The sequence below is a fragment of the Nocardioides humilatus genome (assembly GCF_008373755.1).
Taxonomy (GTDB): Bacteria; Actinomycetota; Actinomycetes; order Propionibacteriales; family Nocardioidaceae; genus Nocardioides; species Nocardioides humilatus.
In genome coordinates, this window is the sequence record NZ_VUJV01000006.1 from 141543 (window position 1) to 162828 (window position 21286).

The following is a 21286-nucleotide window of genomic DNA, read 5'->3' on the forward strand; positions in this document are numbered from 1 at the left end:
ATGAGGGTCCTGGTCATCCAGCACGAGGACGAGTGCCCACCGGCCCGCTTCGGCGGCTGGCTGACCGAGGCGGGCGTCGCTCTGGACGTACGACGCCCCTACGCCGGCGACGTGCTGCCGCACGACCTCGCCGGGCATGACGGCCTCGTGGTCCTCGGCGGCCAGATGGGGGCCAACGACGACGACGAGCACGCCTGGTTGGCGCCGACGAAGGAGCTCGTCCGTGCGGCGGCCCGCGACGGCGTACCGACGCTCGGGATCTGCCTCGGCCACCAGATCGTCGCCGTCGCGCTCGGCGGGACCGTCGACCGCAACCCGCGGGGACGCCAGATCGGCGTGCTCGACGTGGGGTGGACGGCTGACGCCGCGACCGACGCGCTCGTCTCCGGGCTCGCGACGCCTCGGCAAGCGGTCCAGTGGAACCAGGACCTCGTGCTCGAGTCTTCCCCGGGTGCCGTTCTCCTGGCGGCGACCGAGCACGGTGAGGTCCAGGCGCTGCGTTTCGCGCCGACGGTGTGGGGCATCCAGTGGCATCCCGAGGCGACGCCGGCGATGGTGCGGGAGTGGGCGAGTGACGAGCCGGGGCCGCGCGCCGACGCGGGGCTCGTCGAGGTCGAGGCCGCCGACGCCGACCTCGAGCGCTCGTGGCGAGATCTGGGGAAGGCCTTCGCCGCTACTCTCACCGCATGAACCGGGCGACGCTACGCAGCGAGCTGTTGCGGTCGGGCTTCGCCGATGCTGATCGTGCGCTCGAGGACCTCGCGAGCCTCGGCGACGCCGGTCTGGAGCTGGTCGCCATCCTCGGCCGCTCGGCCGAGCCGAGCGCCGCGCTCGCCGCGCTGATCCGGGTCGCCGACGCCGTCGACGACCGCGACGCGCTGCTGTCTGCACTCGCGGCCGACGAGGGTACGGCGATGCGCCTCCTCTGCGTCCTCGGCGCGAGCGCCGCCCTGGCCGACCACCTGGTCGCGCACCCCGACCACTGGCAGGTGCTGCGGGACCCCACGCTCGGCACGACCCGTCCGGCCGCGTGGGCGGTCCGGGCGGCCCTGATGGAGGCAGTGGGCGCCGACCCGAGCGCCTCGTTTCCGGTGGCGACGCTGCCGGACGCGGAGGCGACCGACGCGTTGCGGGTGACCTACCGCCGGCTGCTCCTGCCGCTGGCCGCCCGCGACCTGGCCCACGGGCTGAGTGTCGACGACACCGCCGCGGAGCTCGCTGACCTGGCGGCGGGCACCCTCGACGCGGCGCTCGCGGTCGCCCGCGCTCACCTCGGTGACGAAGCCGCGACCGTCCGACTCTCCGTGATCGCGATGGGCAAGTGCGGCGGTCACGAGCTCAACTACGTCTCCGACGTCGACGTGATCTTCGTGCACGACGCGGTCGATGGCACCGACGACGTCGCTGCCGCGCGCACGGCCGCGAAGCTGGCTTCGCACCTCATGCACGTGTGCTCGGTCCAGACCGCCGAGGGCACGATCTGGCCCGTCGATGCGGCGCTCCGTCCCGAGGGCAAGGCCGGAGCGCTGAGCCGCACCCTGTCCGGCCATCGCGGCTACTACGAGCGCTGGGCTGCGGCCTGGGAGTTCCAGGCCCTGCTCAAGGCGCGCCCGGCCGCCGGCGACCTGGCGCTGGGACGGGAGTTCGTTGCGATGGTCCAGCCGATGGTGTGGTCGGTCGCCGATCGCGACGGCTTCGTCGATGCCGCCCGGGCGATGCGCCGACGGGTCGTCGAGCACATCCCGGCCAAGGAGGCCGACCGTCAGCTCAAGCTCGGTGTCGGCGGGCTGCGCGACGTCGAGTTCGCCGTCCAGCTGCTCCAGCTCGTGCACGGTCGGACCGACGAGCGGATCCGTCCCCAGGCGACGCTCAGCGCTCTGACCGCCTTGACCGAGGCCGGCTACGTCGGACGCGAGGACGGCGAGGCGCTGCACAACGCCTACGCGTTCCTCCGCCAGATGGAGCACCGGATCCAGCTCCACCGGCTCCGTCGTACGCATCTGGTGCCCGACGACGAGCTGGCCCTGCGGCGCCTCGGCCGCAGCCTCGGCTTCATGAAGGAGCCCGACAAGCGGTTGGTCCGCACCTGGCAGCACCATCGCCGCGAGGTCAGCCGGCTGCACCAGAAGCTGTTCTACCGGCCCCTGCTGTCGGCCGTCGCGCGGATCCCCGGCGACGACGTCCGCCTCTCGTCCGAAGCAGCACACGCCCGGCTCGCCGCGCTCGGCTATGACGACCCGGCGGCGGCGCTCCGTTCGCTCGAGGCGCTGACCGCCGGCGTGACCCGGACCGCCAACATCCAGCGCGCGCTCCTGCCGGCCATGCTGCAGTGGTTCGCCGAGGGCGCCGACCCCGATGCCGGGCTGTTCGGGTTCCGTCGCATCAGCGAAGCGCTCGGCCGGACCCCGTGGTTCCTCACCACCTTGCGCGACGAGGGCGAGATCGCCGAGCGGCTCGCTCACCTGCTCGCCACCTCGCGCTACTGCTCCGACCTGCTCGAGCGCGAGCCCAACGGGATCAAGCTCCTCGGTGAAGAGTTCGAGCTCCCGACCGCCGAGGCGATGACGGAGGAGATGCTCGCCACCGGTGCTCGGCAGGGCGAGCTCGACAGCGCCATCCGCGCGATCCGCGCCGTACGCCGTCGTGAGCTGCTCCAGACCGCGGCCGGCGACGTCCTCGGACGCATCGACGTCGACCAGGTCGGCAGCGCGTTGTCGCGGATCACGGACGCCACGCTCGAAGCGACCCTCGCCGCAGTGGGGGAGTCGGTGCGGGAGCAACGTGGCCTCGACGCCGCACCCACGCGGATGGCGATCGTCGCGATGGGTCGCTACGGCGGCTTCGAGCTGTCCTACGGCAGCGACGCCGACGTCCTCTTCGTCCACGACCCCGACGAGGGCGTCGATGCGCACCAGGCCGGGTCCTACGCCAAGGCCGTCGCCGAAGAGGTACGGCGAACGCTCGCTCTCCCGGGTGGCGATCCGCCGCTCGTGGTCGATGCCGACCTGCGTCCCGAGGGCAAGCAGGGGCCGCTCGTGCGCACCCTCGACGCCTACGCCGCCTACTACGCGAAGTGGTCGAAGGTGTGGGAGGCCCAGGCTCTCCTGCGCGCCGATGCCGTGGTCGGTGACCTGGGTGTGCGCGAGCGGTTCACCGCACTGATCGACCCGCTCCGCTACCCCGCGGCGGGACTGTCGCAGGACGACGTCATCGAGGTCCGTCGCATCAAGGCGCGCATCGACACCGAGCGCCTGCCGCGCGGTGCCGATCCTGCCCTGCACCTCAAGCTCGGGCGGGGCGGGCTCGCGGACATCGAGTGGACGGTGCAGTTGCTGCAGCTGCGCCACGGCGCCGAGGTCGCGGGGTTGCGCACGGCGCAGACCCTGGCGGCGCTCGACGCCGCGGTCGCCGCCGATCTCATCTCACGCGACGACGCCGACGTCCTCACCGAGGCCTGGCGGACGGCCAGCCGGGTGCGCAACGCAGCGACCCTGGCGCGCGGCAAACCGGTCGACCAGATGCCGCGTCCGTCGCGGGAGCGGAGGGCTGTCGCGGGGATTCTTGGCTATCCCTTGGACCAGTCTGACGCGATGGTGAACGACTACCTGCGGGTCACCCGACGCGCCCGCGCGGTCGTCGACAGAGTTTTTTGGGAATGAGTGTTTACCTCCGAGGGTGATGACATGTTCGTCATCCGGGTGTGTAATGATGGGACAAGTCGGGCCGTGGCCGACCCCCCCAGAGGTCACGGCCCGGCGCCTTTTTTCCTCTGCGTCTCTCTCCGGTTCAGCCCACGTGGACGTGCGGCCGCCTGACGCGGTCGGGTTCGGCGCGACGCAGGACCTCGCGGGTGATGGGTGCGACATCGCCGACCCCGAAGAGCAGGAAGCGGCCCAGGTGCAGCAGCGGGTTGCCCTCGGTCCACTCGAAGTAGATGTGCGGGCGCACCTCGGTCCGGTCGCGGATGTCGAGCACCAGTGCGGCCAACGCGTTGGGGATCGACGCGGCCTCGACGGTGAGCACGCGGTACTCGCCGTGCAGGACCTCGCCCTTCACCCTGATCCGGCTCTCGAAGTCGGAGTAGTCCTTGACGGTCACCTCGACGAAGATGATGTCGCCGGCGTCGGGCAGGTCGTGGTCGTCGACGAGCTGGCGGATCTTCGCGACGTACTCCTCGGTGTCGCGGGCGTCGGGCTCGTTGGCGACGAGGCGGATGTTGCGGCGCCGAGCGACGTCACGGATGAACGACTCCGACCGCGCGTCGTAGTCGATCTCGATCGCACGCAGCTCCAGCGAGCGGAGCAACCGCGAGAGCAGCGACACGAGGACGATCGCGCCGATGAAGCAGGCGCCGATCTTCACCCCGTCAGGCCGTTCGCGGACGTTGTCGATCGTCGTGTAGACGAACACCAGGCAGATGGCGGCGAAGGCGACGGTGAGCTTGCGCTGTCCGGCACGGCGTGCGGCGAGGGTGACGGCGACCGCAGCTGAGGTCATCAGCACCAGCACGCCGGTCGCGTAGGCACCGCCCTGGGCGTCCACGTCGGCGTCGAAGATCCACGTGATGAGGAACGCCGTCAGGGTCAGGATGACGACGAGGGGCCGGATCGCGCCCGCCCACTCCGGCGCCATGCCGTAGCGGGGGAGGTAGCGCGGGATCAGGTTGAGCATGCCGGCCATCGCCGATGCGCCGGCGAACCAGAGGATGAGGATCGTCGAGACGTCGTAGACCGTGCCGAAGGACTCGCCGAGGTACTGGTGGGCGAGGAAGGCCAGCGCGCGCCCGTTGGCGCTGCCGCCGTCCTCGAACTCCGCCTTCGGGATCAGCAGGGTCGTCACCAGGCTGGAGGCGATGAGGTAGACGCTCATGATGATGGCCGCAGTGGTCAGCAGGCGCTGGGTGTTGCGGATCCGGCCGGCAGGTTTCCGCGGGCGGTCGTCGGGGTCGCCCTCGACGTGGCTCATCACCGCGACCCCGGTCTCGAACCCCGACATGCCGAGTGCGAGCTTGGGGAAGAGCGTGAGGGCCACCGCGACCATCAGTCCGATGTTGCCGTGCTCGGCGGTCAAGGAGGTGGTCCAGTCGGTCACTACGTGACCGTGCTGGAGCACGTGGAAGCCGGCCACGGCGATGACGACGGCGTTGAGCACCAGGTAGGCGATGACGAGTACGACGGCCACGCCGATCGCCTCGCGGAAGCCCTTGAGGAACACGCCCCCCAGCAGCGCGACGAGGCCGAGCGTGATCCAGAGCTCCTGCCCGTCGAGGACGCTGGGCACGTGCGGGTTCTCGATGATGTGGACGCTCGCGTCCGCGGCGGAGAGCGTGATCGTGATGATGAAGTCGGTGAGGGCGAAGCCGAGCAGGCCGAGGACGAAGAGCTTGCCCCGCCAGAAGGGGAGGAGCCGCTCGAGCATCGCGATCGAGCCCTGCCCGTGGGGGCTCTCGGCCGCGACGCGACGATAGACGGGCAGCGCACCGAAGAGCGTCAGCAGGACCAGGATCAGTGTCGCGATCGGGCTGAGGAGTCCGGCAGCCAGGAAAGCGATGCCGGGCTGGTAGCCGAGCGTGGAGAAGTAGTCGACGCCTGTCAGGCACATGACCTTCCACCAGGCGTGGGGCTTCTCGGTCGGGTGCTCGTCGGTGCGGTCGCCCGTCGGGACGTCCAGTTCGGTGCTCACGCCTCCATGAAAGGGGTCTCGCGTGCCGGTTCGGCCGCCCCTAACGACTCCCTAACGCCGGACCGCGTCAGGATCCTGTGAGGGCCATCGGTTTCGGGTCAGCGTCGCGGTTTGCTGGGGGCGTGGTTGAGTCCAGTCTTCTCGAGGTCGACCAGGTCCGCGTGGGTGCGGGCGGCGCCGGCCTGTTCATCGTCACGGCGGCGTTGGTGGCGATCGGCATGCCGACCTCCGCGTTCGTCGCGACGCTGGCGGTGGTGACGGGGGTACTCGCCTCCGTCGTCGGCCGTCCCGGGGCCCTCCTTCTGGGGATCACCGGTTGGGCGCTGTGCACCGGCTTCGGCGTCAACGACCTCGGCCAGCTGACCTTCACCGGCGGCGACCTGGTCCGTCTCGCGCTGTACGCCGGCTGCGCCCTCGTCCTCGGAGGGGCCCGGTTCCCGGCACAATGACGGACATGCGGTCAGGGAGCCTCAGCGCTCGGCGCCAGGGGTGGGGCTACGCGGTCGCCGTCGGCGGTCCCGGCGCCGCCACCGTTGCCCTGTTGCCGGCCCGGGACTCGATCAATCTCGCGGGTGACGTCCCCGTCTACCTGGTCGCCGTGGTGGGCTCCGCGCTGCTCGGAGGCATCGGCCCCGGACTGCTCGCCTCCGCGCTCTCGATCGGTCTCCTCAACTTCTTCTTCACCCCGCCCTACCACTCGCTCACGATCGGTGAGCCGAGCAACGTGGTCGCCCTCGCGGCGTTCGCGTTGGTGGCGATCATGGTGAGCTGGCTGGTCGGTGTGTCCGAGCGGCGTGCCGAAGCGGCGACTCAGGCCGCCCGGATCGAGGCGGCCGACCGCCTGCGCGCCGCCATCCTGACAGCGGTCGGCCACGACCTGCGGTCACCGCTGGCCGCCGCCAAAGCGGTCGTCTCGGGCCTGCGTTCCGACGACGTCGACCTCGGCGAGGCGGATCGGCGGGAGCTGCTGGAAGCCGCTGACGGTGCCCTCGACCGGCTCGCGGGTCTCGTCGACAGCCTGCTGGACATGAGTCGGCTCCAGGCCGGTGCGCTCCCGATCCACCCACGGCCGACGGCCGTCGAGGACGTGATCGCCCGAGCGCTCGACCATCTCGGTGTCGAGTCGCGCAGCGTGGTCCTCGAGGTCCCCGAGGGGCTTCCTGAGGTCAACGTCGACGCCGTGCTCCTGGAGCGGGCGGTCGCCAACCTGGTGGCCAACGCCCAGCGGTTCGCGCCCGAGGGGCAGACGCCTGTCGTCCGCGTCATCGCCGCGGCAGGCACGGTGGAGCTGCGGGTGATCGATCGCGGTCCAGGTATCCCGGCGGCCGCGCGCGACCAGGTCTTCCAGCCGTTCCAACGCCTCGGCGACAGCGGCACCGGCTTGGGCCTCGGCCTCGCCCTGGCTCGCGGCCTGGTGGAGGCGATGGGCGGCTCGGTCGTGCCGACCGACACCGAGGGCGGCGGCCTGACCATGGTCGTCACCCTTCCCGCCGAGGCGGCGGCATGACCCGCGTCCTCGTCGTCGACGACGAGCCGCAGATCCTGCGGGCACTCCGGATCAACCTCGCCGCTCGGGGTTACGAGGTGACGACGGCGGCCGACGGTGAGAGCGCGTTGCAGGCGGCGAGGACCGAGGCGCCTGACCTCGTCGTGCTCGATCTGGGCCTGCCCGACCTGGACGGGGCGGAAGTGATCGCCCGGCTCCGGGGGTGGACGACGGTGCCGATCGTCGTGCTGTCGGGACGCACGGACAGCGCCGACAAGGTCGACGCCCTGGACGCCGGAGCCGACGACTACGTCACCAAGCCCTTCGGGATGGATGAGCTGCTCGCCCGGTTGCGGGCCATGCTGCGCCGAGCCGGTGAGCCCGAGGAGGAGCCGGCGGTCGCTTTCGGGGACGTCTCGGTCGACCTCGCTGCCACCAGGGTCCTGGTGCGGGGCGAGGAGGTCCGGCTCACCCCGACCGAGTGGCACCTCCTCGAGGTGCTCCTCCGCAACCCGGGCCGCCTGATGGGCCACCGGCAGCTCCTCCTGGAGGTCTGGGGCCCGGGCTATGAGACCGCCCAGGGCAACCTGCGCCTCTACATGGCCCAGCTGCGCCGCAAGCTCGAAGCCGATCCGGCCCGCCCGGCGTACTTCCGCACCGAGCCCGGCATGGGCTATCGCTTCGACCCGTCGTAAAAGCTGTTCGACCCCTTGCCGGCTCCAACGGCAAGGGGTCGAGCGCCGGGTCATGGGCCCGGCCGGAACGTTCGTAACTCCCGGGCGATCGACACGCGTGGGGGGAGCACGTGAGTCGGCCGCTCGGCCCGATTGTCGTCCCGGTGCGCAGACGCTAGCACAAGATTTGCCTTGCCAATATGCCTAAATGTGACAAGGTGAAGCGACCTCTCGGGCAAACGTCGGCTCCCTTCGATCAGAGGAACTCCCATGCGCAACGCCCTCAAGCTCACCATCGCGGGTCTTGTCACGACGCTGGCGACCACTGTGGCCATGGCCGCGCCCGCCGAGGCCGCGCCGGTCTCGCCCCAGCGCATGCTCGAGTGCTGCTGACCTAGATCCCGGTCGGGACCTCTCGCGCGATCGAGCGCCGCGAGGTCAGGCCCGTCGTCGACGCGGCGTTGCGGTAGGCCTCTCGCGCTCGGTCGAGATCGCCCGCTTCCTCCATCAGCCCGGCCAGCTCGAACCAGAGCTGAGCGACCGACCTGTCGGCGCCGGCTGCGGTGAGGATGTGCATCGCCTCGGTGTAGGACGCGTGGGCATCGGCGCCGCGACCCAGCGCGGCCAGCGCCTGCCCGCGGACGACCCGGGCTTCCGCGTGCACGCTTGCCGCGCGCGGGCCAGCCGCTTCCTCGGCTCGGCCGGTGAGCTCGAGCGCGACCTCTGGCTCACCCGCCATGACGTGCGACTGGGCGATGCGGATGTCCGTCGCAGCCAGGTCGACCTCGCTCGCGCTCGACGCCGACATCTCCTCGCGGGCGCGTCGGAGGTTGCGCTGTGCCTCGTCGATCAGGGGCGGGTCGAGCTGGAGCTGGAGCTCGCCGAGCTTGGCGCGAAGGCGAGCGAGGTTGCGGGCGTCGTTGCCCTCCGAAAGCAGGGCGAGCGCACGGGACGCCAGGGGAGCAGCTGCGGAGGTGTCGCCACGTTGGGCCTGGACCAGGCTGGCGTTCCAATAGGCACCCGCGCGAGCACGCGCTGACCCGAGCTCGTCGGCGCGCCGTACGGCTTCTGCGCAGATGCGCGATGCCTTGTGGAGGTCGCCGCGGCGGATGTAGGTGCCGGCGAGATTGACCGCGAAGAGCACCGCCTCGTCGCAGTGGTCGAGACCCGCGTCGGTGATCCTTGCCTCGAGCCGCTCGCCGACCTCGATCGCAAGCGAGAGGTCGCCGGTCTCCTTGTAGCAACGCACCAGAGCGATGCCGCCGGTGATGACCATCGGGCCGGGAGCGGACGCGACGAGCGTCTCGAGCTCGAGGATCGCGCCGTCGAGGTCACCGTTGGTCTCCAGCGCGCGAGCAAGCAGGTAGCGGCCGCGGTGGCTGAGGTCGGCGAGGGATGCTTCCTCGGCGACGGCCAGCTGTTCCCGAGCCTGGCGCTCGGCGTCGACCGCCTCGCCGGTCTCCAGCGCGAGCTCGGCGTAGTCGAGACCGAGCCGGATGTCGTCGTACTGCGTCGCGCTCATGCCCAGGAGGAGCTGCTCGATCGGGGTGCCGAGGCGCGAGGCGAGGCTGGTGAGCACAGCCAGGTTGGGCCGTCGGGTGCCGCTCTCGATGCGGGAGACGTAGCCGACCGAGACCTCGCCGCCGGCGAGGTCGGTCTGGGTCCAGCCACGCGCCAACCGCGCCGCACGCAGACGCGCACCGAGCGCCGTCAGGTCGACGGCGTGGAGGAGCTCTGCGTTGCTGGCGTGCATGTGACTCATTGTGACCCCCAACGCTCGATCGCGGACAAAGTCACCGATGGACACGGCAAAGGAATCGACGACGTTTTACAAATCACATCTTCTTGTCAAACGAGGTTTACAAATACTAGCCTGATGTCAAGTTCGATCGAGATGCCGTGGAAGCGGCGGACGAAGGAGGCGAAGAGTCGATGACGACTTCGAGCACCGACCCGGTCATGGCGGTCCCCGAGGTGGACGGCACGGGCTGGAAGGACAAGAAGCGCTACCTGTGGCTGTTCGGCCTGGTCGTGCCGAGCATCGCGTTCCTCGCGTTCGCCGGCTACACGCTGCTGGGCTGGAGCGCTGCCCTGTGGTTGGGTCCGATCCTGGTCTTCGTGATCATCCCGATCCTCGACGTGGTGCTGGGTCTCGACTCCGAGAACCCGCCGGACGACCTGATCGAGGCGCTGGAGAACGACAAGTACTACCGGTGGATCACCTACGCCTACCTCCCGATCCAGTACGCCGGCCTGGTCGCTGCCATGGCGATGATCGCCGGGGTCAACCCGGTCACCTGGGTCGCCGACCTCGTCGGTGCCACGGGTTGGATCGCCGACACGCTGAGCCCGAAGCTGGTCGCTGACCTGAGCCTCTCGGTCGTCGACAAGGTCGGTCTCGCACTGTCGATCGGCTGCATCGCCGGCATCGGCATCAACACCGCCCACGAGCTGGGCCACAAGCGCGAGGCCAACGAGCGTTGGCTCTCGAAGATCGCCCTCGCACAGAGCTTCTACGGCCACTTCTACATCGAGCACAACCGCGGTCACCACGTCCGCGTGGCCACGCCCGAGGACCCCGCGTCCTCGCGACTGGGCGAGAACTTCTACCAGTTCTGGCCCCGCACGGTCAGTGGCTCCTTGAAGAGCGCGTGGGAGCTGGAGTCCAAGCGCTACCGCCGCAAGGACACCCACCCGTTCCACCTGGGCAACGACGTGCTCAACGCCTGGCTGATGTCCGTGGTCCTCTTCGGTGGGCTGGTCGCCGTGTTCGGTTGGGGCATCGCGCCTTACCTCGTCCTGCAGGCCGTCGTGGGCTTCTCCCTCCTCGAGGTCGTCAACTTCCTCGAGCACTACGGGATGCTGCGCCAGAAGGTCGGTCCCGAGGGCAAGCAGCGCTACGAGCGGGTCAACCCGACGCACTCGTGGAACAGCAACAACATCGTGACCAACGTGTTCCTCTACCACCTGCAGCGCCACAGCGACCACCACGCCAACCCGACCCGGCGCTACCAGACGCTGCGCGCCTTCGACGAGTCGCCGACCCTGCCGATGGGCTACGCCGGCTGCATCGTGATGGCGCTCTTCCCGCCGGTCTGGCGAGCGGTGATGGACGACAAGGTCGTCGCGCACCTCGGTGGCGACGTCACGCTGGCCAACATCGCGCCGCGCAAGCGTGCCAAGTACTTCGCCAAGTACGGCGCGGTGGAGCACGGCGTCCAGGTCGATGCCGACATCACCGTCCAGGACTTCCAGGTTGAAATCCTCGCGGCCAAGTGCCCGGGCTGCGGCTACGTCTACGAGGTCGCGGCGGGCAACGAGCACGAGGGCTTCGCGGCTGGAACGGCCTGGACCGAGATCCCCGACGACTGGTGCTGCCCCGACTGCGGCGTCCGCGAGAAGGTCGACTTCGTCCCCGTCGACCCGGAGACGCTGGAGGTCCGCACCGGCTGACGCCGGCTGAGACCGGGCCCTGAGGCAGAGTGCTGCCATGAGGTTCGGACTGATCGGTACGGGGCCGTGGGCCGACAAGGTCCACGGCCCCGCACTGGCGCGCTTGGACGGCGTCGATCTCGTCGGGCTCTGGGGCCGGTCGCCGGAGCGGGCGTCGATGCTCGCGAGCAAGCTCGGGGTGCCTGCCTACCCCGACGTCGACGCGCTGATCGCGGACGTCGAGGCGGTCGCCTTCGCCGTACCGCCTGGCGTCCAGGCCGAGCTCGCGGCGCGGGCCGCGAGGGCCGGTCGGCACCTGCTCCTGGAGAAGCCGGTCGCCACCGATCCCGATCGCGCACGGAGCCTCCGTGACGCCGTCGACGGGTCGGGCGTCTCCTCGGTGGTGTTCTTCACCGACCGGTTCATCGGCTCTCAGCAGGCGTGGTTCGCCGAGGTCCAGCGCACGGGCGGCTGGCGGGGCGGCTGGCTGCGCTGGTTCAGTGCGTTGCACACGGACGGCAATCCGTTCGGCGCCTCGCAGTGGCGCCAGGAACAGGGCGCCTTGTGGGACATCGGCCCGCACGCCGTCTCGACCCTGTCGGCCGCACTCGGGCCCATCGAGTCCGTGCGCGCGAGCGGCGGTCCCGCCGACCTGGTCATCCTGACCTTCGCTCACGCTGGTGGAGCGACCAGCACAGCGACGCTGTCGGTCTTCGCGCCGCCCGCGGCCGCGGGCTTCGACGCCGCGGTGTGGGGTGATGCGGGCGTGCTGCCGATGCCGCCACGGCCGGAGGGGGCGCTGCACGACGCGTTCGGTGAGGCGGTGCGTGAACTGGTGGCCGCGGCCGCTTCAGGCGCTCCTCATCCGCTGGGCATCGACTTCGGCGTCCAGGTCGTCGAGCTGCTGGCGGACGCCGCCGGTCAGCTCGCGGACGGCTGTTAACGCACACGTAACACAAGCGATGAGCCTGTTACGAGGACGAAACACGCGCCCCCGAATCTGTTCCGGTGAATCCGACTGCCGCAGGTGACACCGCCTGGTTGCTCACGTCCTCCGCCCTCGTGCTCCTGATGGCGCCAGGGTTGGCGTTCTTCTACGGCGGCATGGTGCGCGCCAAGAGCGTCCTCAACATGATGATGATGGTCTTCGGCGCGCTCGCCGTCGTGACCGTCGTGTGGGTCATCGTCGGCTACTCGATCGCCTTCGGCGACGACGTCGTCGGTGGCCTCTTCGGCGATCCGACGCAGTACCTCTTCTTCGACGGCTTGGTCGATGTCGAGAGCGTGGAGCTGCCGACGATCCTCTTCGCGATCTTCCAGGGCCTGTTCGCCGTGATCACCGTCGCGCTGATCGCTGGCGCGATCGCCGACCGCACCCGTTTCGGCACCTGGCTGGTCTTCTGCGCCGTGTGGACGGTCCTGGTCTACGCGCCCGTCGCGCACTGGATCTTCGACTTCAGCTCGGACGGTCATGTGGGTGGCTGGATGGCCAACCAGCTGCACGCCCTCGACTTCGCGGGCGGCACCGCGGTCGAGATCAACTCCGGTGCGGCCGGCCTGGCTGCGGCGCTGGTGCTCGGCCAGCGCCTGGGCTTCGGCCGTGAGCCGATGAAGCCCCACAACCTGACCCTGGTCATGATCGGCGCCGGCCTCCTGTGGTTCGGGTGGTTCGGCTTCAACGCCGGCTCGGCGCTCGGTGCCAACGGGCTCGCTGCCGTCGCCTTCGTCAACACCCTGCTCGCCGGTTGCACCGGCCTGCTCGCCTGGCTCGCCGTCGAGCGCGTCCGCGACGGCCACGCAACGTCGTTCGGCGCGGCATCGGGCGCGGTCGCCGGCCTGGTCGCGATCACGCCGTCCTGCGGCACGGTGACGCCGCTCGGGGCGATGGTCATCGGCATTGCCGCGGGTGCGATCTGTGCGGTCGCCGTCGGTCTCAAGTACCGGTTCGGCTACGACGACTCGCTCGACGTCGTCGGCGTCCACCTCGTCGGCGGCCTCGTCGGCACCATCCTGATCGGCTTCCTGGCTTCCTCCGACGTGACGTCGGTCGACGGCCTCCTCTACGGCGGGGGAGCCGACCAGCTCGGCAAGCAGCTGGTGGCGGCCGGGGCCACCCTGGTCTTCTCCTTCACCATGACCGCGGCGATCGTCTGGATCCTCGACAAGACGATGGGCTTCCGGGTCGATGCGGACCACGAGTCCTCCGGCGTCGACCTGGTGATCCACGCGGAGACCGCCTATGACCTGCACGCCGCCGCCGGCGGCGGCGGCCGTCCTCACTTCGGTGGCGGCGGACCCAACTGAAGCGACAGGATCACGCCATGAAGATGATCACCGCCGTCATCCGTCCCCACCGTTGGGAGACTGTGCGCGAGGCGCTCGAGCTGCTCGGGGTCACGGGCATGACCCTCACCGAGGTCAGTGGCTACGGCCGCCAGAAGGGCCACACCGAGGTCTACCGCGGTGCCGAGTACGACGTGCTGCTCGTCCCCAAGGTCCGCATCGAGATCGTCACCGAGGACCCCGAGGTCGACCAGATCGTCGAGACCATCCGCAACTCCGCAGCCACGGGCAAGATCGGCGACGGCAAGATCTGGGTCAGCCCGATCGAGTCGGTCCACCGGGTGCGCACGGGGGAGAGCGGCGCCGCCGCGATCTGATCCCTCTAGGGTCAGCGCATGACCATCGCCTCCGGTCCGATCATCCAGGTGTGCTGGGTGGTCGAGGACATCGCTGCTGCCGAGACCTTCCACCGCGAGCACTTCGGCGCTGGGCCGTTCCTGCGGATCCCCGACGTGAGGTTCGGTCCTGAGGAGGCGACCTACCGTGGGCAGCCGGCCGACTTCACCGCACACGTCTCGATGGCCTACATCGGCGACCTCCAGCTGGAGCTGATCCAGCCGGTGGCGGGGGAGTCCATCTACACCGAGTTCCTCGCCCGATCAGGGCCTGGACTGCACCACATCTGCTTCGAGACGCCCGACCTGGCCGCATCGATCGAGCGTGCTCGAGCGGCGGGGATGGAGATCGTGCAGCAGGGTGTCATGGGTGGCGGGATGATGTCGTTCGCCTACGTCGACGGCGCCGGTTGGGGTGCGCCGTACGTCGAGCTCGCCGAGCTCGGCGACGACATCCGGGCGCTCTACGCCTCCATCAAGGCGCGCTAGCAATTACTACAGCACTGTAGTAAGTTCCGCGGTCATGGAGACGGAGACCAGGGCCGCCGCTGCGACGGACGACAAGCCGATGACGCTGGGTGAGTGGATCAGCGCGGCCGGATTCATCCTCGCGTTCTACGTGCTGATCGGTCTGTTCTGGGCCGACGGTCACGCCGACACGGTCCATGCGATCGGCATCGAGAAGATGGCGACCTACGCGCTACACGTCGCGGCGTGGCCGGCGCTGATCTTCTTCGACTTCGACGTCTTCGGCATCCACCTCACCTGAGCCGGGGATGGCGCCGTCGTCAGCGGCGCGTGAGGACCACGATCGGCAGCGGCCGCTCGGTGCGGGTGCGGTACTTCGCGAACGTGCCGCGGTTGGCCTTGTTGCAGAGGGCGAAGAGCCGCTCGTAGTCCGGGTCGTCGGTGCGTACGACGCTCGCCGTCACCGCTGATCGTCGTACGCCGACCTGGATCTCGACCTCCGGCTTCGCCTCGAGGTTGAGGATCCAGGCGGGGTCGCGCCGGTGGCCGCCGTTGGACCCGACGACCAGGTGCCGGCCGGCGTCCTTCGCATAGACGAGCGCCGTGGTGCGGGTCTGGCCGGTCTTGCGGCCGGTCGTGCGCAGCAGCAGCGTCGGCATGCCGGCGAGGAGCCGGTGGCCGAGCACGCCGTGGCTCTTCTCGTAGACGGCCTGGTGGGCGTCGAGCGTCTTGAGGAAGACGTCGCGCTGGCTGGGCAGCGAGGGGAGCTTCATGAGGTGAGCATGGCACCGACGATCGTCCCTCTCGCCCTGCGGATGATTCTGTGGAATTCTCGAGGAGAGACCAAGGGGATGCCATGCCCGGACGGATGATCACTACCGCAACCCTCCTCGCCGCACTCGTCGCGGCCCAATTCGGCCACGCGCGCGCCGACGTCGCTGCCGCCAAGCCCCCACAACCCGGCCGCGGGATGGTCGCAGACTCGATGTGGGTCGGCACCACCGTCGCCCAGGCCGATGGCCTCGCGGTCGACGTCGACGGCGATGGCGATCGTGACAACGCCATGGGCCGGGCGATGGCGGCGCTGTCGGGGGCGGGCTTGGCCGTCGACGACGTGTTGGCGGCAGACCTGGCACACGGCGACATCGTGATGCTGCACTCGTTGCGGACCGCTTCGCTGGCCGACTCGAATGCCGCTCACTGGCAGGTCTGGTACGGCGATCCGACGCCCGATCCGGACCTTTCGGGTGCTGGGACGTTCGTGCTGCCCAGTGACCAGCTGCACTCCCGGCGGCTGGCGGCCGTCATCCAGGACCACATCGTGAAGACGGTCCCGGGCCGGGTCCCGGTCCGCCTCGACTTCGGCACCGGGCCGTTCCGGCTCCGGCTGACCAAGGCCGTGATCGCCGCCAAGTGTTTTCGGCGCGGCTGCATCGGTGGGCAGATCAACGGTGGCATCAGCGCCGCGCGATTCGACGCGATCGTCGTGCCGAAGTTCGCTGAGTTCTTCCAAGTCGTCGTCGATCGTGACTGCCCCGGCCCGGGACCGGCCTCCTGCAGCGGGCCCGGCGCCACCGTTCAACAGCTCTTCGACGCCGACGACGATCTGGTCGTCACGGCGGACGAGCTCCGTAGCAACGCGCTTTTCAGCGGGGTGTTCCTGCCTGATGTCGACCTCGTCGGGGCCGACGGCCTGCCCGGCAGTGACGGAGTCAACGACGGGATCTCCGTCGCCGTCGGCTTCACCACCGCGCAGGCGACCCTGGTGAGCCCCTGAGACCTGAGCGACTGCGGGCCATTCCCAACGGACGCGGATCAGAGCATCCTGTGCCCATGGCGGACACCGCGGCACCTCCCACCGCGCCGAAGAGCATGGCTGTCCCGCTGACCGCGTTCGCGGTCGGTGGAGTGGTGGCCCTGCTCCTCGGCATCTTCAGCAAGGTGCACGACCCGACGCTCGATGGCACCACGACCCTCGGCTACAGCAACGTGCTCGCGATGAAGACGGTGGTCGCCGTCGTGATCGGGGTGCTGGCGGTCGGTCAGGTGATCGGAGCGCTCTGGATCTACGGCAAGCTCCCGATCAAGGCGCCGAGCTGGCTCGGCAAGGCGCACCGGGCGGGAGGCACGCTGGTCCTGCTGCTCTCCGTCTTCGTCGGCTACCACTGCCTGTGGTCCGTCGGCTGGGAGACCGGCGTCACCGACACCGGCTATCACGTGCCGGCGCGGACGATCGTGCACGAGATCCTCGGGTGCATCGTGTTCGGCGCGATCGTGGTCAAGATCGTCGCCGTACGTTCGAAGCGCGCACCCGGTTGGTTCCTCCCGCTCGCCGGTGGGCTGCTCTTCACGCTGCTCATCGCCGCGGTGCTGACCTCGGCCGCCTACTACATCGGCGACAACGGTTGGCCGAGCCGCGCCTGATGACGCCGCAGACGCGTTACGCCAGGTCCGGCGACGTCTCGGTCGCCTACCAGGTGGTCGGCGAGGGGCCGATCGACATCGTGATCGTGCCCGGGTTCGTCTCCCACGTGGAGCTGATCTGGGAGATCCCGACGGCCGTCCACATCCTCGAGCGGCTCTCGACCTTCGCCCGACTGATCCTCTTCGACAAGCGGGGGAGCGGACTCTCCGACCCCGTGGTCGGAGCGCCGACCCTCGAGGAGCGGATGGACGACGTACGCGCGGTCATGGAGGCCGCCGGCTCGGAGCGGGCCGCGATCATCGGCATCTCCGAGGGGGTGCCGATGTCCGTGCTGTTCGCGGCGTCCCACCCCGAGCTGGTCAGCGCGCTGGTCCTGTACGGCGGCATGGCTCGCTCGACCTGGGCTCCCGACTATCCCTGGGCCACCCCTGTCGACGACCTGATGGAGTCGTCGCAGGAGATGGCGCCCTTCCTCTACGAAGGCGCGATCCTCGATGTGATGGCGCCGAGCCTCGCCGACATCCCGCTCGCTCGTCAGCTCTACGCGCGGCTCCAGCGCTACGCCGCGACGCCGGCGATGCTCGACCAGCTCTTCCGGATGTTCCTCGACATCGACGTGCGGGCGATCCTGCCGACCGTCGAGGTGCCGACCCTGGTCCTGCATCGGCGCGGCGACCGGGCGGTCAACTACCAGGCGTCGAAGTGGATGGCCGGCCAGATCCCCGGGGCGACCTACGTCGAGCTGGACGGCATCGACCACGCGATCTTCGCGGGCGACGGGGACGCGCTGATCGACGAGATCGAGGAGTTCCTGACCGGCAGCCGCCGCACGGTGGAGGTGGACCGGGTGCTGGCCACGGTGATGTTCACCGACATCGTCGACTCCACGAAGCGGGCATCGGCCATGGGCGACCGGGCGTGGCGTGAGCTCCTCGATGCGCAGAACGAGGTGTTGCGCCGCGAGCTCGTCCGCTTCCGGGGCAACGAGGTGAAGACCCTCGGGGACGGCATGCTCGCGACCTTCGACGGTCCCGCCCGCGCGATCCGCTGTGCGTCGGCGATGACCGACGCCGTACGGGCTCTGGACATCGAGGTGCGGGTCGGCCTGCACACCGGTGAGGTCGAGCTGGTCGGCGACGACGTCGCGGGCATCGCGGTCCACATCGCCGCACGGGTGGGCGCGCTGTCCGGCGCCGGTGAGGTGTTGGTCTCCGGCACGGTCAAGGACCTCGTCGCCGGCTCCGGCATCGGGTTCGCCGACCGAGGTGAGCACGTGCTCAAGGGCATCCCCGACCAGTGGCGGATCTATGCCGTCGATGGCCCGTGACGGGCAGAATCGTCCGGCCGACGGATTGACCCCTTGAGTAAGGAGGTCTGCACTGGGAGGTATCCCGGGCCATCCGGGCCCGGCGATCGGACCGAGGTCGCATCATGGGGTTTTCGTTGGGTCGGCGTGCGCGCCGGGCAGGTGGATCAGGTAGCGGAACTTGGGCACGCCGGGGCGTGGCCGTCGGAGCGATCGCGCTAGGTGCGGGTTTGTTGGTCGGAGTCTCGGACGCCTCTTCGCCGAGCGTCGACGTCCACTTCACCCCGCTCGTGCCGTCGAAACAGGTGCTGAACAGCAGCGTCAACGCGAGCGCGACCAAGCTCGTGACCGTGTCGGGAGGAAGCACCACGGTGCCCACCAACGCGACGACGGTCCGGATGACGGTGACCGTGACGGGCGCCGCGGGCGGCACACTCAGCTTCTACCCGTCGGGCAACCCGGCAGGTTCGAGCGGCCAGACGGTGTCCTGGGCTCCGAGCGGCACGAGCACTGCGACGATCACCACGGACATCGGGCAGAAGAACCAGGTCGCCTTCGTCAACAGCAGTGCAGCGAAGGCGAAGGTGAAGGCCACGATCAACGGCTACTCGACCGAGGTCGAGGCCGACGACATCAGCGGGATCGGCGGCTCTGATGGTCAGGTGCTGACGAACGTCGGCGGTGATGACGCAGCCTGGGCGGAGCCGGCAATGCCCGCGGTCTTCTACTCCCAAGACCCGACCTACACCACGCTCGTCGGCACCAGCACCGTCGGCAGTCTGACCGTGCCCGCTGGGAACTACGCTGTCGAGGCCTCCCTCTCGGGCTACAACAACTCCTCGAACGGCTACTTCAACTGCTACCTGCGGACGCCGAGCGGGGGCTACTTCGGGCAAGATCGCTTCGCGAACGTCATGACGCCGATCAAGAACGCGACCATCACGTTGAACGGTCTCTTGGCGACTGGCGGTGGCGATATCGAGGTCGAGTGCGGTCTCGTCGCCGGAGCCGTTGATATCTACGAGATCACGATCATGGCCACAGCCGTGGGGGACGCGACGGGCCCGATCTCGACCCAGCCGTCGCCGCCGCCCAGGACTCACCAGGGTCGCTGACGGGGCGGCGCCTCAATCGGTGGCGGCGGTGAGCTCCAGGTAGTGCACCGCCGTCATCGGGCGGCTCACTCGCTCGAACGCGCGCTGCCACCACGACCACTGCGAGCGGATCACCTTTGCGGCATGGGCGCGCTCGGCCTCGTCCTCCAGCACGCGCCCGGTCGCGGCGACCGGATCCCCGAGCGGTTTGCCGGTCGGGCCGCACGGCGCGATCAGTGCTCGCGGGTCGCGGCGCAGCCGCTTGGCCTTGTAGGCGTTGACCTCGGTCCAGACGTAGAGCCGCTCGCCCTCGCGCGCGAACCACACCGGCGCCGGTACGGCGCTGCCGTCGCGCTTGTAGGTGACGAGCAGCATGTGCCGGTGGCCGGCGAGGACGTCGAAGTCGCCGTCGCGGACCGGGCGGTCCACGACGTCGAAGGCCGACGCGTCCATCGACGCGTCCATCGGCTTCTTGGCTGTCGCCACCAGGGCTCGGGACAGGCGTGGGGGAACAAGGCTCATCGTTGACTCCGCTCATCGATAGACCGATTGGTCTATGCTGCTGAGATCGACCGTACAAGAGATCGGTCGCTTCGGGGAGGTGACCTTCGTGACAGCTGGTCCACGCGAGCGGCTGGTCATCGGCGCGATCGAGCTGGTGCGCCGCAACGGTGTGGCGGGCACGGGACTGGCTGAGCTGCTCACGCACAGCGGCACCGCCCGCGGGTCGATCTACCAGCACTTCCCGGGCGGGAAGGACGAGCTCGTCGAGGCCTCGGTGCGGCTCGCCGGAGACGTGATGACCTTCCGTGCCGACGCTCAGCCTCGGACGCCGGACGAGATCGTCGCCCTCGTGGTGGCGTCGTCGAGGAGCGCTCTTGTCGAGAGCGACTTCGGGCTCGGTTGTCCTGTCGTGGCCGCCGCCACCGCGGGTCCCGAGCACGCGGCGGTCGTCGCCGCGGCCGGGGAGGTCTTCGCCGCCTGGACGGCCGCACTGGCCGATGCGCTCGTGTCCTCGGGCATGCCGCGCGGTGCCGCGCCGTCCTTCGCGGGTCTCGTCATCAGCGCCGTCGAGGGCGCCCTCGTCCAGGCCCGCGCGAGGCGGTCGACGCAGCCGTTCGACGACGTCGAGGCGCAGCTCGTCACGCTCGCGAGGGCCCACGTCACGATGTGACTCCGGAAGTCACGCCTCCTGGTTGAGAGCCACTCCAACCCACTCCCCAAGGAGGCAGTGATGCCCAGTGCCAACAAGATGACCACGCCCGTGAGCGTGGACCTGCCCGTCCTCCAGGGTCGCTACGCCGACCTCGACGGCTACACCGTCGGTTTCGAGTCCTATCCGGAGGACGTCGACCCCGGTCCACTCTTCGCCGGCCTCCCCGACGACCGCTGCCAGTGCGCCCACTGGGGCGTCGTGCAGAGCGGCCAGATCACCTTCCGCTGGGCCGACCACGAGGAGACCTACGGTGCCGGCGACGCCTACTACGCCGGCCCGGGTCACCTGCCGCTGATCGCGGCCGGCACGAGCCTCGTGGAGTTCAGCCCCACCGAGGGTCTCGAGGCGACGATGGCCGTCGTCGAGGGCAACCTCGCTGCCGCCGGGGCCGTGTGATGACCGCCGTCGCCACCGAGGCCGACGCCCGGGTCCAGGAGAGCGTCCGACGCTTCGTCGCCTACTGCGAGACGGGAGCCACCGAAGGACTGTTCGCGCCGGACGTGTTCGCCGACATCACCCTCCCGCACTGGCGGATCCACGTGCAGGGCGCCGAGGCGCTGATCTCGGCCAAGAACGGGATGCACCCGCCGGGCGGCCGCACCCGGGTCGAGAAGGTCCTCGCCGGCCCGACGGGATACACCCTCAAGGTCGAGGAGCGCTGGGAGGACGGCGGGCAGCAGTGGTACTGCCGCGAGGCGTTCCTCGTCGACCTCGACGACGAGGGCCGCGTCACCGAGCTCAGCGTCTACTGCACCGGCGACTGGGACGAGGCGCTCGTGGCGCGCCACGGCGAGGCAGTGTCGCTGCTCCGCCCGTGATGCCACG

23 protein-coding genes are annotated in these 21286 nt (G+C 69.8%); 19 read left to right on the plus strand and 4 right to left on the minus strand.

Annotated features, from left to right (window positions below; translation table 11 throughout):
- Together F0U44_RS16930 and F0U44_RS16935 are read left to right on the plus strand one after the other, a co-directional pair.
- Window positions 1-690, plus strand: a complete 690-nt coding sequence (locus tag F0U44_RS16930; RefSeq protein ID WP_149729541.1) for a type 1 glutamine amidotransferase — start codon at window positions 1-3, stop codon at window positions 688-690.
- On the plus strand, window positions 687-3659 hold the full coding sequence (locus F0U44_RS16935) for a bifunctional [glutamine synthetase] adenylyltransferase/[glutamine synthetase]-adenylyl-L-tyrosine phosphorylase (RefSeq protein WP_149729542.1): 2973 nt from the start codon (window positions 687-689) through the stop codon (window positions 3657-3659). Before F0U44_RS16930 ends, F0U44_RS16935 begins: the two co-directional genes overlap by 4 nt.
- Window positions 3660-3786: 127 nt before the next feature.
- On the opposite strand, the gene F0U44_RS16940 is transcribed toward F0U44_RS16935, so the two are convergent.
- A complete protein-coding gene (locus F0U44_RS16940) occupies window positions 3787-5682 on the minus strand; it encodes an APC family permease (RefSeq protein ID WP_306461721.1) in 1896 nt (631 codons plus the stop codon).
- Window positions 5683-5804: 122 nt separating this feature from the next.
- Here F0U44_RS16940 and F0U44_RS16945 point away from each other — a divergent pair, with 122 nt between their 5' ends.
- From F0U44_RS16945 to F0U44_RS23770, 4 genes are all read left to right on the plus strand, one after another.
- Complete coding sequence (locus F0U44_RS16945; RefSeq protein ID WP_149729543.1) at window positions 5805-6131, plus strand: hypothetical protein; 327 nt, start codon at window positions 5805-5807, stop codon at window positions 6129-6131.
- A 5-nt stretch (window positions 6132-6136) separates the two neighbouring features.
- Complete coding sequence (locus tag F0U44_RS16950; RefSeq protein WP_223163729.1) at window positions 6137-7189, plus strand: sensor histidine kinase; 1053 nt, start codon at window positions 6137-6139, stop codon at window positions 7187-7189.
- Entirely contained in the window at window positions 7186-7863 is a 678-nt protein-coding gene (locus F0U44_RS16955) for a response regulator (RefSeq protein WP_149729545.1), read from the plus strand. Before F0U44_RS16950 ends, F0U44_RS16955 begins: the two co-directional genes overlap by 4 nt.
- A 249-nt stretch (window positions 7864-8112) precedes the next feature.
- Window positions 8113-8235: a hypothetical protein gene (locus F0U44_RS23770; RefSeq protein WP_281292648.1), complete on the plus strand. Its 123-nt coding sequence runs from the start codon at window positions 8113-8115 to the stop codon at window positions 8233-8235.
- A gap of 1 nt (window position 8236) precedes the next feature.
- Here F0U44_RS23770 and F0U44_RS16960 read toward each other — a convergent pair whose 3' ends face one another.
- Complete coding sequence (locus tag F0U44_RS16960) at window positions 8237-9595, minus strand: helix-turn-helix domain-containing protein (protein WP_188113531.1); 1359 nt, start codon at window positions 9593-9595, stop codon at window positions 8237-8239.
- Between the two features lie 179 nt (window positions 9596-9774).
- Between F0U44_RS16960 and F0U44_RS23825 the strand changes: the two genes are divergently transcribed.
- The 6 genes from F0U44_RS23825 to F0U44_RS16990 all read left to right on the plus strand — a co-directional run bounded on the left by F0U44_RS23825 (window position 9775) and on the right by F0U44_RS16990 (window position 14721).
- Window positions 9775-11295, plus strand: coding sequence for a fatty acid desaturase (locus F0U44_RS23825; RefSeq protein ID WP_149729547.1), 1521 nt, complete (start codon window positions 9775-9777; stop codon window positions 11293-11295).
- Window positions 11296-11332: 37 nt separating this feature from the next.
- The gene (locus F0U44_RS16970; protein WP_149729548.1) at window positions 11333-12217 is read left to right on the plus strand and encodes a Gfo/Idh/MocA family protein; all 885 of its coding nucleotides are present in this window, start codon (window positions 11333-11335) and stop codon (window positions 12215-12217) included.
- A gap of 65 nt (window positions 12218-12282) precedes the next feature.
- On the plus strand, window positions 12283-13578 hold the full coding sequence (locus F0U44_RS16975) for an ammonium transporter (RefSeq protein WP_149729549.1): 1296 nt from the start codon (window positions 12283-12285) through the stop codon (window positions 13576-13578).
- 17 nt (window positions 13579-13595) lie between these two features.
- The gene (locus F0U44_RS16980) at window positions 13596-13934 is read left to right on the plus strand and encodes a P-II family nitrogen regulator (protein WP_149729550.1); all 339 of its coding nucleotides are present in this window, start codon (window positions 13596-13598) and stop codon (window positions 13932-13934) included.
- Between the two features lie 18 nt (window positions 13935-13952).
- On the plus strand, window positions 13953-14441 hold the full coding sequence (locus tag F0U44_RS16985; protein ID WP_149729551.1) for a VOC family protein: 489 nt from the start codon (window positions 13953-13955) through the stop codon (window positions 14439-14441).
- 34 nt (window positions 14442-14475) lie between these two features.
- Window positions 14476-14721: a hypothetical protein gene (locus F0U44_RS16990; RefSeq protein ID WP_149729552.1), complete on the plus strand. Its 246-nt coding sequence runs from the start codon at window positions 14476-14478 to the stop codon at window positions 14719-14721.
- Window positions 14722-14740: 19 nt separating this feature from the next.
- Here the strand turns inward: F0U44_RS16990 and F0U44_RS16995 are convergent, their stop codons facing one another.
- Complete coding sequence (locus tag F0U44_RS16995; RefSeq protein WP_149729553.1) at window positions 14741-15193, minus strand: nitroreductase/quinone reductase family protein; 453 nt, start codon at window positions 15191-15193, stop codon at window positions 14741-14743.
- A gap of 83 nt (window positions 15194-15276) precedes the next feature.
- Between F0U44_RS16995 and F0U44_RS17000 the strand changes: the two genes are divergently transcribed.
- The 4 genes from F0U44_RS17000 to F0U44_RS17015 all read left to right on the plus strand — a co-directional run bounded on the left by F0U44_RS17000 (window position 15277) and on the right by F0U44_RS17015 (window position 19266).
- On the plus strand, window positions 15277-16197 hold the full coding sequence (locus tag F0U44_RS17000; RefSeq protein WP_149729554.1) for a hypothetical protein: 921 nt from the start codon (window positions 15277-15279) through the stop codon (window positions 16195-16197).
- Between the two features lie 56 nt (window positions 16198-16253).
- Window positions 16254-16844 carry a DUF6529 family protein gene (locus tag F0U44_RS17005; RefSeq protein ID WP_149729555.1) on the plus strand — a complete coding sequence of 197 codons (591 nt, stop codon included), beginning with the start codon at window positions 16254-16256 and terminating at the stop codon, window positions 16842-16844.
- Window positions 16844-18172, plus strand: coding sequence for an adenylate/guanylate cyclase domain-containing protein (locus F0U44_RS17010; RefSeq protein WP_149729556.1), 1329 nt, complete (start codon window positions 16844-16846; stop codon window positions 18170-18172). Before F0U44_RS17005 ends, F0U44_RS17010 begins: the two co-directional genes overlap by 1 nt.
- A 212-nt stretch (window positions 18173-18384) precedes the next feature.
- Window positions 18385-19266, plus strand: coding sequence for a hypothetical protein (locus tag F0U44_RS17015; RefSeq protein ID WP_149729557.1), 882 nt, complete (start codon window positions 18385-18387; stop codon window positions 19264-19266).
- 12 nt (window positions 19267-19278) lie between these two features.
- On the opposite strand, the gene F0U44_RS17020 is transcribed toward F0U44_RS17015, so the two are convergent.
- On the minus strand, window positions 19279-19767 hold the full coding sequence (locus F0U44_RS17020) for a PPOX class F420-dependent oxidoreductase (RefSeq protein WP_149729558.1): 489 nt from the start codon (window positions 19765-19767) through the stop codon (window positions 19279-19281).
- An 88-nt stretch (window positions 19768-19855) separates the two neighbouring features.
- On the opposite strand from F0U44_RS17020, the gene F0U44_RS17025 reads away from it, so the two are divergent.
- The 3 genes from F0U44_RS17025 to F0U44_RS17035 are packed head-to-tail and all read left to right on the plus strand — an operon-like array spanning window position 19856 to window position 21279.
- Window positions 19856-20419: a TetR/AcrR family transcriptional regulator gene (locus F0U44_RS17025; protein ID WP_188113532.1), complete on the plus strand. Its 564-nt coding sequence runs from the start codon at window positions 19856-19858 to the stop codon at window positions 20417-20419.
- Between the two features lie 60 nt (window positions 20420-20479).
- Entirely contained in the window at window positions 20480-20857 is a 378-nt protein-coding gene (locus tag F0U44_RS17030; RefSeq protein ID WP_149729560.1) for a cupin domain-containing protein, read from the plus strand.
- Window positions 20857-21279, plus strand: coding sequence for a hypothetical protein (locus F0U44_RS17035; RefSeq protein WP_149729561.1), 423 nt, complete (start codon window positions 20857-20859; stop codon window positions 21277-21279). The genes F0U44_RS17030 and F0U44_RS17035 overlap by 1 nt, the downstream gene beginning before the upstream one ends.
- Window positions 21280-21286: the final 7 nt, after the last annotated feature.

Excerpts from the sequence above, each read along its gene's own strand:
- F0U44_RS16930 (WP_149729541.1), top strand. The coding sequence starts at position 1 with ATGAGGGTCCTGGTCATCCAGCACGAGGACGAGTGCCCACCGGCCCGC.
- F0U44_RS16935 (WP_149729542.1), top strand. The coding sequence starts at position 687 with ATGAACCGGGCGACGCTACGCAGCGAGCTGTTGCGGTCGGGCTTCGCC.
- F0U44_RS16950 (WP_223163729.1), top strand. The coding sequence starts at position 6,137 with ATGCGGTCAGGGAGCCTCAGCGCTCGGCGCCAGGGGTGGGGCTACGCG.
- F0U44_RS16955 (WP_149729545.1), top strand. The coding sequence starts at position 7,186 with ATGACCCGCGTCCTCGTCGTCGACGACGAGCCGCAGATCCTGCGGGCA.
- F0U44_RS23770 (WP_281292648.1), top strand. The coding sequence starts at position 8,113 with ATGCGCAACGCCCTCAAGCTCACCATCGCGGGTCTTGTCACGACGCTG.
- F0U44_RS16960 (WP_188113531.1), bottom strand. The coding sequence starts at position 9,595 with ATGCACGCCAGCAACGCAGAGCTCCTCCACGCCGTCGACCTGACGGCG.
- F0U44_RS23825 (WP_149729547.1), top strand. The coding sequence starts at position 9,775 with ATGACGACTTCGAGCACCGACCCGGTCATGGCGGTCCCCGAGGTGGAC.
- F0U44_RS16970 (WP_149729548.1), top strand. The coding sequence starts at position 11,333 with ATGAGGTTCGGACTGATCGGTACGGGGCCGTGGGCCGACAAGGTCCAC.
- F0U44_RS16980 (WP_149729550.1), top strand. The coding sequence starts at position 13,596 with ATGAAGATGATCACCGCCGTCATCCGTCCCCACCGTTGGGAGACTGTG.
- F0U44_RS16985 (WP_149729551.1), top strand. The coding sequence starts at position 13,953 with ATGACCATCGCCTCCGGTCCGATCATCCAGGTGTGCTGGGTGGTCGAG.
- F0U44_RS16990 (WP_149729552.1), top strand. The coding sequence starts at position 14,476 with ATGGAGACGGAGACCAGGGCCGCCGCTGCGACGGACGACAAGCCGATG.
- F0U44_RS16995 (WP_149729553.1), bottom strand. The coding sequence starts at position 15,193 with ATGAAGCTCCCCTCGCTGCCCAGCCAGCGCGACGTCTTCCTCAAGACG.
- F0U44_RS17000 (WP_149729554.1), top strand. The coding sequence starts at position 15,277 with ATGCCCGGACGGATGATCACTACCGCAACCCTCCTCGCCGCACTCGTC.
- F0U44_RS17005 (WP_149729555.1), top strand. The coding sequence starts at position 16,254 with ATGGCGGACACCGCGGCACCTCCCACCGCGCCGAAGAGCATGGCTGTC.
- F0U44_RS17010 (WP_149729556.1), top strand. The coding sequence starts at position 16,844 with ATGACGCCGCAGACGCGTTACGCCAGGTCCGGCGACGTCTCGGTCGCC.
- F0U44_RS17020 (WP_149729558.1), bottom strand. The coding sequence starts at position 19,767 with ATGAGCCTTGTTCCCCCACGCCTGTCCCGAGCCCTGGTGGCGACAGCC.
- F0U44_RS17030 (WP_149729560.1), top strand. The coding sequence starts at position 20,480 with ATGCCCAGTGCCAACAAGATGACCACGCCCGTGAGCGTGGACCTGCCC.
- F0U44_RS17035 (WP_149729561.1), top strand. The coding sequence starts at position 20,857 with ATGACCGCCGTCGCCACCGAGGCCGACGCCCGGGTCCAGGAGAGCGTC.